This is a genomic window from Massilia solisilvae, assembly GCF_024753215.1.
Taxonomy (GTDB): Bacteria; Pseudomonadota; Gammaproteobacteria; order Burkholderiales; family Burkholderiaceae_D; genus Telluria; species Telluria solisilvae.
Window position 1 is genome coordinate 1519770 of the sequence record NZ_JANUGV010000001.1, and the last position, 13021, is coordinate 1532790.

11 protein-coding genes are annotated in these 13021 nt (G+C 64.9%); 10 read left to right on the forward strand and 1 reads right to left on the reverse strand.

Annotated elements, in window-relative coordinates; genetic code table 11:
- The first annotated feature begins 13 nt into the window (after positions 1–13).
- The 9 genes from bamA (at position 14) to NX773_RS06895 (ending at position 9171) form a co-directional block, all read left to right on the forward strand.
- The gene (bamA, locus tag NX773_RS06855) at positions 14–2347 is read left to right on the forward strand and encodes an outer membrane protein assembly factor BamA (protein WP_258855562.1); all 2334 of its coding nucleotides are present in this window, start codon (positions 14–16) and stop codon (positions 2345–2347) included.
- A gap of 38 nt (positions 2348–2385) precedes the next feature.
- The gene (locus NX773_RS06860) at positions 2386–2907 is read left to right on the forward strand and encodes an OmpH/Skp family outer membrane protein (RefSeq protein WP_258855563.1); all 522 of its coding nucleotides are present in this window, start codon (positions 2386–2388) and stop codon (positions 2905–2907) included.
- Positions 2908–2937: 30 nt separating this feature from the next.
- Positions 2938–3987: a UDP-3-O-(3-hydroxymyristoyl)glucosamine N-acyltransferase gene (gene lpxD, locus NX773_RS06865; protein ID WP_258855564.1), complete on the forward strand. Its 1050-nt coding sequence runs from the start codon at positions 2938–2940 to the stop codon at positions 3985–3987.
- A complete protein-coding gene (fabZ, locus tag NX773_RS06870; RefSeq protein ID WP_258820324.1) occupies positions 3984–4484 on the forward strand; it encodes a 3-hydroxyacyl-ACP dehydratase FabZ in 501 nt (166 codons plus the stop codon). The genes lpxD and fabZ overlap by 4 nt, the downstream gene beginning before the upstream one ends.
- Positions 4485–5273, forward strand: a complete 789-nt coding sequence (gene lpxA, locus NX773_RS06875) for an acyl-ACP--UDP-N-acetylglucosamine O-acyltransferase (protein ID WP_258855565.1) — start codon at positions 4485–4487, stop codon at positions 5271–5273.
- Positions 5257–6417: a lipid-A-disaccharide synthase gene (lpxB, locus tag NX773_RS06880; protein WP_258855566.1), complete on the forward strand. Its 1161-nt coding sequence runs from the start codon at positions 5257–5259 to the stop codon at positions 6415–6417. Before lpxA ends, lpxB begins: the two co-directional genes overlap by 17 nt.
- Positions 6414–7061 (forward strand): ribonuclease HII, encoded by a 648-nt coding sequence (gene rnhB / locus NX773_RS06885; protein WP_258855567.1) that lies wholly within the window; start codon positions 6414–6416, stop codon positions 7059–7061. The genes lpxB and rnhB overlap by 4 nt, the downstream gene beginning before the upstream one ends.
- Positions 7062–7136: 75 nt before the next feature.
- A complete protein-coding gene (locus NX773_RS06890; RefSeq protein WP_258855568.1) occupies positions 7137–7922 on the forward strand; it encodes a TrmH family RNA methyltransferase in 786 nt (261 codons plus the stop codon).
- Positions 7923–7974: 52 nt separating this feature from the next.
- Positions 7975–9171, forward strand: a complete 1197-nt coding sequence (locus NX773_RS06895; protein WP_258855569.1) for an EAL domain-containing response regulator — start codon at positions 7975–7977, stop codon at positions 9169–9171.
- A gap of 167 nt (positions 9172–9338) precedes the next feature.
- On the opposite strand, the gene ppsR is transcribed toward NX773_RS06895, so the two are convergent.
- Positions 9339–10187 (reverse strand): posphoenolpyruvate synthetase regulatory kinase/phosphorylase PpsR, encoded by an 849-nt coding sequence (ppsR, locus tag NX773_RS06900; protein WP_258820318.1) that lies wholly within the window; start codon positions 10185–10187, stop codon positions 9339–9341.
- Between the two features lie 184 nt (positions 10188–10371).
- Between ppsR and ppsA the strand changes: the two genes are divergently transcribed.
- A complete protein-coding gene (gene ppsA, locus NX773_RS06905; protein ID WP_258855570.1) occupies positions 10372–12813 on the forward strand; it encodes a phosphoenolpyruvate synthase in 2442 nt (813 codons plus the stop codon).
- Positions 12814–13021 lie beyond the last annotated feature (208 nt).

Consider the following 13021-nt stretch of genomic DNA (forward strand, 5'->3'; position numbering starts at 1 on the left):
TTGAATAACCCCAATGAAATTACAATCGAATAGTTTTGCCCCGCCGTTCATCCGCCGCAGCCTCATTGGCGCCGCCGTGCTGGCCGTGTGCGCCAGCCAGGCGCAAGCCGCCGCCCCGTTCAAGGTCAAGGACATCCGGGTCGAAGGCATCCAGCGGACGGAAGCGGGCACCGTGTTCAGCTATCTGCCGGTGCGCGTGGGCGAAACCTTCGATGACGACAAGGCCACCGCCGCCATCAAGGCGCTGTATGCGACCGGCTTCTTCAAGGACGTGCGCCTGGAAGAGGAAAACGGCGTGCTGGTGGTGCTGGTCGAGGAGCGCCCGGCGATCGCTTCGGTGGACTTCACCGGCACCAAGGAATTCGAAAAGGACATGCTGGTCAAGGCGCTCAAGGAAATCGGCGTGGGCGAGACCAAGATCTTCGACAAGGCCTCCGTGGACCGCGCGGAGCAGGAGCTCAAGCGCCAGTACCTGTCGCACGGCCTGTATGGCGTGAAGATCACCACCACCGTCACCCCGATCGAGCGCAATCGCGTGAACATCATGTTCAACGTGGACGAGGGCGACGTCGCCAAGATCCGGCAGATCAACATCGTCGGCAACAAGGCCTTCAGCGACAAGCAGCTGCGCGAGCTGCTGCAGCTGTCCACCTCCGGCTGGTTCACCTGGTACTCCAAGGCCGACCAGTACTCCAAGACCAAGCTGACCGGCGACATCGAAGCCATCAAGTCCTGGTACCTGGATCACGGCTATCTCGAGGCCAACGTCGAATCGACCCAGGTCGCGATCACGCCGGACAAGAAGGACATCTACCTGACCATCAACATCACCGAAGGCGAGAAGTACACCGTCTCCAGCGTGAAGCTCGATGGCGAGATGTTCGGCCGCGAGGAAGAGCTGCGCCAGCTGATCCTGCTGCGCCCGGGCCAGACCTATTCCGGCGCCGCGCAAGAGGCGTCGAACAAGCGCATCGCCGCGCGCCTGGGCACCTTTGGCTATGCCTTCGCCAACGTGACCGCCAACCCCGAGATCGACCGCGCCAAGCGCCAGGTGGCCTTCACCTTCTTCGTCGATCCGGGCAAGCGCGCCTACGTGCGCCACATGACCATTTCGGGCAACACCACCACCCGTGACGAAGTGATCCGCCGCGAATTCCGCCAGTTCGAAAGCTCGTGGTACAACGCGGACAAGGTCAAGCTCTCGCGCGATCGCGTGGACCGCCTCGGCTACTTCAAGGACGTCAAGGTCGACACGCCCGAATCGCAGGGCACCTCGGACCAGGTGGACGTGAACTTCGAGGTCACCGAAAAGCCGACCGGTAACTTCATGATCGGCGGCGCGTTCTCGCAGGCCGAAAAGTTCACCTTCACGGCCTCGGTGCAGCAGCAGAACTTCGCCGGCAGCGGCAACACGGTCGGCGTCGAACTGAATACGTCGAAGTACAACCGCACGATCGCCTTCTCGCAAACCAACCCGTACTTCACCGACGACGGCATCTCGCGCGCGTTCCAGCTGTACCTGCGCACTTCGCGTCCGCCGGCGGCCTACGTCGGCTCGTTCACCGTGCGCCAGCAGGGCGGCAACATCACCTTCGGCGTGCCGTTCTCCGACACCGACACCGTGTTCTTCGGCATCGGCGCTGAAAAGACCCTGATCGAGACCGACGAGACCAGCCCGCCGCTGTACCAGCAGTTCGTGGCCCAGAACGGCGGCCCGGCAAGCGGCGTGGGCACGGCTCGCACCTACGCGATCCCGCTGACCGTTGCGTGGGGCCGCGATTCGCGCGACAGCGCCATCACCCCGACCACCGGCCGCTACCAGCGCGCCAACCTCGAGGTGGACGCGATCGGCGACTCCAAGTACTACCGCGCGATCTACGAACACCAGTGGTACCGGCCCCTCACGCGCTGGATGACGCTGGCCCTGCGTGGCGAGGCCGACTACGGCCACGGCATCGGCGGCCACCCGTACCCGATCTTCAAGAACTTCTATGCGGGCGGCATCGGCTCGGTGCGCGGCTATGAAAGCTCGACGCTGGGCGTGGTCGACCAGTTCAACAACCCGCTGGGCGGCACCAAACGCGTGATCGGCAACGCCGAGCTGCAGTTCCCGTTCCCGGGCAGCGGCACCGACCGCAGCCTGCGCTGGTTCGTGTTCGCCGACGGCGGCCAGGTGTGGCAGGAGAAAACCAAGCCGCGCTTTAACGAGCTGCGCTACTCGGCCGGTATCGGCCTGTCGTGGATTTCCCCGGTCGGCCCGCTCAAGTTGAGTTATGCTAAACCCTTGAACTCGCTGCCGGGCGACCGCCTGGAGCGCTTCCAGTTCCAGATGGGTACCGGCTTCTGATCCGACGGCACCGTCTGATCCTACGTTTGCGGAGAACTATGTTGAAAAAATCGATTGCCTCGCTGCCCAGGAGCCTCGTGTTCGCGGCGTTGTGCGCGTGCTCGCTGGCCCAGGCGCAAACCGCGGTCGCCCCGAGCCGCATCGGTGTCGTGTTCACCGAGCGCCTGATGACCGAGTCCAAGATGGCGAAGGCGGCCGACGCCAAGATCCAGGCCGAATTCTCCAAGCGCCAGAAGGCCAACGAAGAGATGGTGGGCAAGCTCAAGGCCGCGTCCGAGAAGTTCGACGCCGATGCCCCGCGCATGAGCGACCTCGAACGGACCAAGCGCTCGCGCGAGCTGTTCGACATGGAAAAGGACGTGCAGCGCATGCAGCGCGAGTTCCAGGAGGACCTCCTGCAGCGCAAGAACGAGGAGCGTGCCGCGATCGCCCAGCGTGCCTACAAGCTGATCGAACAGATCGCCGAGCAGGAACACCTGGACGTGGTGCTGCAGGAAACCGCGTGGTCGAGCCCGCGCGTGGACATCACCGACAAGATCCTCAAGCTGCTCGACAAATAATACGATTTACACTGAATTGGAATAACCAGGATGGGCACTCGACTGGCTGAATTGGTCGAACGCTTCGGTGGGCATTTGGCGGGTGACCCGAATATCGAGGTGACCGGCATCGCGCCGCTCTCGGACGCGGGCGCTACGCACATCAGCTTTCTCTCGAACAGCAAACTGCGCGCACTGGCCGCGCAGAGCAACGCCGCGGCGCTGATCCTCTCGCCGCTGGACGACCCGACCGTGGCCGCCACCTACACCGGTGCGCGCATCGTCACCAGCAACCCGTACGCCTACTTCGCCCGCGCGGCGCAGTATTTCGTTGCGCTCGAGGCGATCGAGCCCGAGCCGGGCATCCACCCGAGCGCGGTGGTCGCCGCGAGCGCCAAGGTCGATCCGTCGGCGCACGTCGGCCCGCACGCCACGGTCGAGGAGGGCGCGGTCATCAAGGCCGGCGCCGTCATCGATGCCGGCTGCTTCATCGGGCGCGAGGCCGAGGTGGGCGAGGACACGCACCTGTTCGCCAACGTCACCTTCCATGCGCGCTGCAAGATCGGCGCGCGCGGCATCATCCACTCCGGCGCCGTCATCGGCGCGGACGGCTTCGGCTTTGCCAACGAGGCCGGCGTGTACATCAAGATCCCGCAGACCGGGCGCGTGCTGATCGGCGATGACGTCGAGATCGGCGCCAACACCTCGGTGGACCGCGGCGCGCTGGCCGACACGGTGCTGGAAGACGGCGTCAAGCTGGACAACCAGATCCAGATCGGCCACAACTGCCACATCGGCGCGCACACCGCCATGGCCGGTTGCGTGGGCGTGGCCGGCAGCGCCAGGATCGGCAAACACTGCACCTTTGGTGGCGCCGCGATGGTGCTGGGGCACCTGGAGATCGCCGACAACGTGCATATCTCGTCGGGCACCATGGTGTCGCGCTCGGTGCTCGAACCCGGGCAGTACACCGGCTTTTACCCGCTGGCCAAGAACGCCGAATGGGAAAAGAGCGCGGCCATCGTGCGCAACCTGGCGTCGATGCGCGAGAAGATCCGCACGCTGGAAAAAACGATTAAAAAACTCACAGAAGACAAATGACCACTACCGAAAGCAAGACTCTCGACATCAACCAGATCAAGGAATACCTGCCGCACCGCTACCCGATGCTGCTGGTGGACCGCGTGGTCGACTTTGAACTGGGCAAGCGCATCACCGCGATCAAGAACGTGACCGCCAACGAGGAGTTCTTCAACGGCCACTTCCCGCACAAGCCGGTGATGCCGGGCGTGCTGATGATCGAGGCGATGGCGCAGACCGCGGCCATTCTCTCGTTCATGACCATGAACGTGAAGCCGGACGCCAATTCGGTGGTCTACTTCGCCGGCATCGACGGCGCGCGCTTCAAGCGTCCGGTGGAGCCGGGCGACCAGCTCAAGATGGATGTCGAGATCCTGCGCGTGGCGCGCGGCATCTGGAAGTACAAGGCCGTGGGCAGCGTGGACGGCAAGGTTGCGCTGGAAGCGGAACTGATGTGCACCATCCGCGGCGCCGCCGAAACCCAGATGGCGCGCCCTGAACAGCCGGCGGGACAGTAAATGACCAGGATTCACCCGAGCGCGATCGTCGATCCCAAGGCGGAGCTGGACAGCTCGGTCGAAGTCGGCCCGTATTCGATCATCGGCCCGCACGTGCGCATCGACGCGGGCACGGTGGTGGGCCCACACGTGGTCATCGAAGGCCACACCACGATCGGCCGCGATAACAAGTTTTTCCAGTTCTCCTCCATCGGCGCCGCGCCGCAGGACAAGAAGTGGAATGGCGAGCCGACGCGGCTGGAGATCGGCAACGGCAACACGATCCGCGAGTTCGTCACCTTCAACCTGGGCACGGCGCAGGACAAGGGCGTCACGCGGCTTGGCGACGACAACTGGATCTCGGCCTACGTGCACCTGGCGCACGACTGCCAGGTGGGCAGCCACACGATTTTCTCGAACAACGCGCAGCTGGCCGGCCACGTCGAGGTGGGCGACTGGGCGATCTTGTCGGGCTATTGCGGCGTGCACCAGTTCTGCAAGATCGGCGCCCACGCCTTCATCGGTATGTACACCAGCCTGACGCAGGACGTGCCGCCGTTCGTCATGGTCGCCGGTAACCCGGCTGCGGCCAAGGGCATCAACGTCGAGGGCCTGAAGCGGCGAGGCTTTACGCGCGAGCAGATCGACGGCATTCGCGCCGCCTACAAGTCGATCTACCGCGCCGGCCTGACGCTGGAAGAAGCCAAGGCAGCGCTCGAAGAGCAGGAAGCGGCTTCGCTCGAGGCGGCGCCGCACGTGCGCGCGATGCGCGGTTTCCTCGACGCGGCGGCCCGTGGCATCGTCCGCTGACATCTCGCTGGCACTCGTCGCCGGCGAGGTCTCCGGCGACATGCTCGCAGGCCGCCTGATGGCCGGCCTGCGGCCACATCTTCCCAACGCACGCTTCTCCGGCATCGGCGGCCCGCGCATGATCGAGCAGGGCTTGGTATCGAGCGTGCCGATGGACACGCTCACCGTGCGCGGCCTGTTCGAGGTCATTCCGCGCTACCGCGAAATCAAGGGCATCCAGAACAAGCTGCGCGACCAGCTGATCGCCGAGCGCCCGGCCGCCTTCATCGGCGCCGACTACCCGGGCTTCAATCTTGGCCTGGAAGAGCAACTGCGCGCCGCCGGCATCCCCACCGTGCACTTCGTGAGCCCGCAGATCTGGGCCTGGCGCGGCGGGCGCATCAAGAAGATCAAGCGCGCCGTCTCGCACATGCTCGTGATCTTCCCGTTCGAGGAGCAGATCTACCGCGACGCAGGCGTGCCCGTGACTTACATCGGTCATCCGCTGGCGGAGATGATCCCGCTGCAGCCGGACGTGGCGGGGGCGCGGCGCTCGCTTGGACTGGCCGGCGACGCGCGCGTGGTCACCGTCATGCCCGGCAGCCGGATGGGCGAGATCAAATACCTCACCGAACCGTTCATGCGCGCAGTGCGCATCCTGGCCCAGCGCGACCCGCAGCTCAAGTTCGTGATGCCGATGGCGGGCGAACGGCAAAAGGCCCTGTTCACCGAACTGGCGGCCAAGGCGGGCCTGTCCGACGTGCCGGTCCAGCTCGTGGACGGCCAATCGCACACGGCCATTGCGGCTGCCGACGCGGTGCTGGTTGCCTCCGGCACGGCCACGCTGGAAGTGGCGCTGTTCAAGAAGCCGATGGTGATCGCGTATAAAGTGTTCGAAGCGTCGTGGCAGATCATGCGTCACATGGGCTACATGCCGTGGATCGGGCTGCCGAACATCTTGTCGCGCGAGTTCGTCGTTCCCGAGTTCCTGCAACACGCCGCCAGGCCCGAAGCGCTGGCCGACGCCGTGTGGCGGCAGCTGGAGGACACGGCCGGCCGCGAGCGGCTGGCGCAGCGCTTCACCGACATGCACCACAGCCTGCTCAGGAACAGCGCGGCCGAGAGCGCCGAAGCGGTCCTGCGGGTGATTGGCAAAGCAACATGAGCAAGAAGAAGATCAATTTCTACCCCGGCCTGCCGCCCCGGCTGCGCCCGTTCACGCTGGACGACGTCGTGTGCGGCGTGGACGAAGCGGGCAGGGGGCCGCTGGCCGGCCCGGTGTTTGCGGCGGCCGTCATCCTCGACCCCGCGCGCCCGATCGAGGGCCTGAAAGACTCCAAGCAGCTGACCGAAGCACGCCGCAACGAGCTGGCGCCGCAGATCAAGGAATGCGCGCTGGCGTGGGCGATTGCCGAGTGCTCGCACCAGGAGATCGACAGCCTGAACATCCTGCAGGCGACCATGCTGGCCATGCGCCGCGCGGTCGAGGCGCTGGCCACCGTGCCGACCATTGCCCTCATCGACGGCAACCGCTGCCCGCCGCTCTCGATCAAGGCCCATGCCATCGTCGAAGGCGACGACAAGGTGCATGCGATTTCGGCCGCCTCGATCCTGGCCAAGACCGCGCGCGACGCGGCGCTGGTGGCGCTGCACGAGGTGTACCCGCAATACGGCTTCGACCAGCACAAGGGCTACTCGACCCCGCTGCACCTGGAGCGCCTGCGCGAGCACGGCCCGTGCCCGGTGCACCGCCGCTCGTTCGCTCCGGTGCGCGCGCTGATGGAGCCAGATCTGTTCGATAGCCTGTGATGCCTACCATGGCCACCACCCCGTCATCCCGGCTTTCGCCGGGACGACGTGCGGACCATTGATGATGACTCAATCATGAAAACCATCACCTCGCGCGACAACGCGTTCTACAAGGAGCTGAAGGCGCTCGCGACCAGCTCGCAGGCGCGGCGCAAGGCCGGCCAGAGCCTGCTGGACGGCGTGCACCTGTGCCAGGCCTGGCTCGACCTGCGCGGCGCGCCAGTGCACTGCGTGGTGTCCGAAGGCGTGCTGGCCAACCCCGAAGTCGATGCCGTGGTGCGCCGCTGCGAGAACCTGCGCGCACCCGTCACCGTGTTTCCGGATGCGCTGTTCGCGGCCATCAGCCAGGTCGAGCACGGCATCAACCTCGCCTTCATCGTGGCCACGCCGCGTCCGGCGCAGCCCGGCGCGCTGATGCAGTCGGCCGTGCTGCTGGACGGCGTGCAGGACCCCGGCAACGTCGGCTCGATTCTGCGCAGCGCCGCGGCGGCCGGCATCAAACAGGTTTTCTGCAGCGCCGGCACCGCGTTCTGCTGGTCGCCCAAGGTGCTGCGCGCCGCGATGGGCGCCCACTTCGTGCTCGAAATCTTCGAGAACGTGGACCTGCCGCAGCTGGTGCGCGACGCGCGCGTGCCGGTGCTGGCCACCAGCGGCTACGCCGCCGAGCGCCTGTACTGCCTGGACCTGAAGCGCGACGTCGCCTGGGTACTTGGGCACGAGGGGCAGGGCGTCAGCGCCGAGGTGCTGGAACTGGCCACGCACCGGGTCGCGGTGCCGCATGCCGGCAAGGTCGAGTCGCTCAACGTGGCCGCCTGCGCCGCCGTGTGCTTTTTCGAACAACTGCGCCAGAACCAAAGCTAGACGGCAGCTTGCTGCTCGGGTTACTCTTGCGCCTAGGCAATCTGGAGCATCGATGGATATCGCGCATTTGCATTTTCTGGTAGCGGAAGCAGACCCGGCGCAGCGCGCGGCGCTGAAGGACATGCTCGGCCATCTCGGCGCGAGCCGGGTGACCGATGCGCCCGATGGGCACACGGCGCTGCGTTTCTTCCAGGGCGGCTTTTCGCCGGCGGCGGACGTCGCGATCATCGACCTGGACCTGCCGGGCATGGACGGCCTGGAGCTGATCCGCAACCTGGCCGGTCTGGACTGCCACACCAGCGTGATCATGACCGGCAAGCAGCCGCCGGCGCTGATGTTCTCGGTGGAGACGCTGGCCCAGGTGTACGGACTGGAACTGCTCGGCGCCATCGCCAAGCCGGTCACCCAGGCCAAGCTCAAGACGCTGCTGGACAACTACACGCCGCCCGCGCCGCCGGCCGAGGCGGCGGGCGGTCCGCGCTTTACGTTCACGGACATCGGCGTGGGCCTGCAGCGGCGCGAATTCGAACCCTTCTTCCAGCCCAAGATCGAGCTGGCGACCGGGCAGGTCAAGGGCCTGGAAGTGTTCGCGCGCTGGCGCCACCCGGAGCACGGCGTGCTCACGCCTTCGTCGTTCATCCACGCGCTGGAAGAGAACAACCGCATCGATTTCCTCGACTGGAGCATGATCGAGCTGTCGCTGGAACGCTGCCGCAAGCTGCACGACCAGGGTATCCCGATTTCCATTTCGATCAACCTGGCGCCGGAAACGGTCGCGCACCCGGCCTTCATTCGCCAGGTGAGCGCAGCGCTCGGCCGCCACCGCCTGCTCCCGGATTACCTGACCTTCGAAATGCCGGAATCGTCGGTGCTCACCAGTGACCCGGACTTCATCGAACGGCTGGTGCGGCTGCGCATGATGGGCTTTGGCCTGGCGATCGACGACTACGGCACCGGCCGTTCGAACCTGCAGCTGCTGGCGCGCATACCGTTCTCCGAGCTGAAAATCGACCGCAGCTTCGTCGATGGCGCGTCCAAAAAGCGCCCGCTGGGCACGGTGCTCAAGTCCTGCCTGGGCCTGGCTCATAACCTGGACCGCATGTCGGTGGCCGTGGGCGTGGAAACGCGCCAGGACTGGGACTTCCTGCAAGGGCTCGGCTGCACCTATGCGCAGGGCTACCACATTGCCAACCCCATGGAAGCGTCGGCCTTCCCGGGGTGGCTGGAAGACTGGCGGCATTTCTTCTGACAGGCGGAGCCCGTGCGAGCGTAGCGTGGGCAGCTCGTTCGGCCGGGCACTGCCCAGCCTCACCCCACGCGTTCGAATACTGCGGGCATGAGCGACCATCCAATGATCGTTGGACGCGTGGGCAGGAAACCTGCCCACCCTACGTTCCTACGATGCTCGCGCGCCGCTCAGGAGTTGTTCCGATCCGGCTTGATCTCCTGCAGGATCGTGGTCGCGATCTCCTCGATCGACTTGGTGGTCGAGGACAGCCAGCGTATCCCCTCGCGCTGCATCATCTGCTCGGCCTCGTTGATCTCGTAGCGGCAATTCTGCAGCGATGCGTATTTACTCCCTGCGCGCCGCTCGTTCCGGATCTGCGACAGGCGTTCCGGCGATATCGTCAGCCCGAACAGCTTGTGCCTGAACTCCGGCAGCGCCGACGGCAACCTGCCGCGTTCAAAGTCGTCCGGAATCAAGGGGTAATTGGCCGCCTTCAGACCATATTGCATGGCCAGATACAGGCTGGTCGGCGTCTTGCCGGAGCGCGACACGCCCACCAGGATCACGTCGGCCTCGGCCAGGTTCTTGTGCGACTGCCCGTCATCGTGCGCCAGCGAAAAGTTGATCGCCTCGATGCGGTTCTTGTACTCCTCGGTGTCCACCGTGTTGTGGATACGCCCGATCGTATGGGTCGATTTGACGCCAAGCTCCTGCTCCATCGGCGCCACGAAGGTCTGGAACAGGTCCATGTGCATGCCATTGGCGGCCCGGATGATCGCCGACAGCTTGGGCGTGACCAGGGTCGAGAACACAATCGGTCTCTGCTGGTCTACCGAAAAGACCTCGTTGATGCGGCGCGCAGCGTCGTGCGCCTTGTCGATGCTGTCGATGAACGGCAGACGGATTTGCCGGAACCGCATCTCGAACTGGCTCAACACTGCGTGGCCGAATGTTTCTGCTGTGATACCGGTTCCGTCCGATACAAAAAAGACAGTTCTGGTGGACGTGGGGAGCGCTTGGGGGGTATCGGCCGTCATTTTCAAAATTTTGTTTGTTCAATGCGCACCAAATCTCCAGACTTGTGCGCTGTAAATCCTAGCTGCCCGGAGTACAATGCTGGGCAACGGTTTTTGCATTGTGCTGCACGACGCGAAGAATAACAAGAAAACACCGTCGTTCGGCCAGGCACGAAAGATTTCCATCATCATAAGGTGTTTAACCATGACTAACTTGTCAAATGCAGCACTGCAAGTGCCGCAGGCGGCGGACGGCAGCAACGTCTACGTCGCCTCGTTCGAGGACCTGCGCATGACCGACGTCGAGTCGGTCGGCGGCAAAAATGCGTCCCTGGGCGAGATGATCAGCCAGCTGGCGCATGCCGGCGTGCGTGTGCCGGGCGGCTTTGCCACCACGGCGGCGGCTTTCCGCGACTTCCTCGGCCACAGCGTCGATGGCGGCGCATCGCTGGCCGACCGCATCGCCAAGCGCCTGGAAAACCTGAACGTGGACGACGTGCGCGCGCTGGCTGCGGCCGGCGCCGAAATCCGCCAGTGGATCGTCGACACCCCGTTCCAGCCGCGCCTGGAGCAGGAAATCCGCGCCTTCTACGACCGCCTGGTGGCCGGTTCGACGACCGAAATGTCGTTCGCCGTCCGTTCGTCGGCCACCGCCGAAGACCTGCCGGACGCCTCGTTCGCGGGCCAGCAGGAGACCTTCCTGAACGTGGTGGGCATCGACAACGTGCTCGAAGCGATGAAGCACGTGTTCGCTTCGCTGTACAACGACCGCGCGATCTCGTACCGCGTGCACAAGGGCTTCACCCACGCCGAAGTGGCGCTGTCGGCCGGCGTGCAGCGCATGGTGCGCTCCGACCTGGGCGCCTCGGGCGTGATGTTCACGATCGACACCGAGTCGGGCTTCAAGGACGTGGTGTTCATCACCTCGAGCTATGGCCTGGGCGAGACCGTGGTGCAGGGCGCGGTCAACCCGGACGAGTTCTACGTGCACAAGCCGATGCTCGCGCAGGGCAAGTGCCCGGTCATCCGCCGCAACCTGGGCTCCAAGCTCATCAAGATGGAATTCACGCCGGAAGCCAAGGCCGGCCGCTCGGTCAAGACCGTGGACGTGCCCATCGAGCAGCGCAACCGCTACTCGCTCAAGGACGACGAGATCATCGAACTGGCCAAGTACGCGGTCATCATCGAGAACCACTACGGCCGTCCGATGGACATCGAGTGGGGCAAGGACGGCCGCGACGGCAAGCTGTACATCCTGCAGGCGCGTCCGGAAACCGTGAAGTCGCAGCAGAAGGCCGGCGACGCGCAGCAGCGCTTCACCCTCAAGGGCAAGGGCACCGTGCTCGCTTCGGGCCGCGCGATCGGCCAGAAGATCGGCGCAGGCCCCGTGCGCGTGATCCACGACCCGTCCGAAATGGAACGCGTCCAGCCGGGCGACGTGCTGGTGGCCGACATGACCGACCCGAACTGGGAGCCGGTGATGAAGCGCGCTTCGGCCATCGTCACCAACCGCGGCGGCCGTACCTGCCACGCGGCGATCATTGCGCGTGAGCTGGGCGTGCCGGCAGTCGTGGGCTGCGGCGACGCCACCGAAACGCTCAAGGACGGCACTTTTGTCACCGTCTCGTGCGCCGAAGGCGACGAGGGCAAGATCTACGACGGCCTGCTGGAAACCGAGGTGACCGAGGTCTCGCGCGGCGAACTGCCGCCGCTCAAATCGAAGATCATGCTCAACGTCGGCAACCCGCAGCTCGCGTTCGACTTCCAGTCGGTGCCGAACGCCGGTGTGGGCCTGGCGCGCCTCGAGTTCATCATCAACAACAACATCGGCGTGCACCCGAAGGCCATCCTCGAGTACCCGAACATCGACCCGGACCTGAAGAAGGCCGTGGAATCGGTGGCGCGTGGCCACGCATCGCCGCGCGCGTTCTACGTGGACAAGCTGGCCGAAGGCGTGGCGACCATCGCCGCCGCGTTCTGGCCGAAGACCGTCATCGTGCGCCTGTCCGACTTCAAGTCGAACGAGTACAAGAAGCTGATCGGCGGCTCGCGCTACGAGCCGGACGAAGAAAACCCGATGCTGGGCTTCCGCGGCGCCGCCCGCTACCTGGCCGAGGACTTTGCCGAGTCGTTCGAGATGGAATGCGCCGCGATGAAGCGCGTGCGTAACGACATGGGCCTGACCAACGTCGAGCTGATGGTGCCGTTCGTGCGTACGCTGGGCCAGGCCGAGAAGGTGGTCGAGCTGCTGGCCAAGAATGGCCTCAAGCGCGGCGAGAACGGCCTGCGCCTGATCATGATGTGCGAGGTTCCCTCGAATGCGATCCTGGCCGAGCAGTTCCTGCAGCATTTCGACGGCTTCTCGATCGGCTCGAACGACCTGACCCAGCTGACCCTGGGCCTGGACCGCGACTCCGGCATGGAGCTCCTGGCCAAGGACTTCGACGAGCGCGATCCGGCGGTCAAGGCAATGCTGTCGATGGCGATCAAGGCTTGCCTGGCACAGGGCAAGTACATCGGCATCTGCGGGCAGGGCCCGTCCGACAACCCGGACTTCGCGGTCTGGCTGATGGAGCAGGGCATCGAGTCGATGTCGCTGAACCCGGACTCCGTGATCGACACCTGGCAGACGCTGGCCAAGCTGTAAGGCTTGTCCCGGCCCGCTACTTAAAGTCCGTCATTCCGGCTCCCGCCGGAACGACGGCGGGGCGAGCTCAATGGTGAACAAACAACGAATCGGTTGACTCCCAGCCAAAAGGCGTTACACTGGCTGCGTGAAAGTTGTTTGATATAAAAACATCATAAAAAGCATAGCCCATCGTAGCGAAAACCCTCGTAGCCCTTGCGGGCCGCGG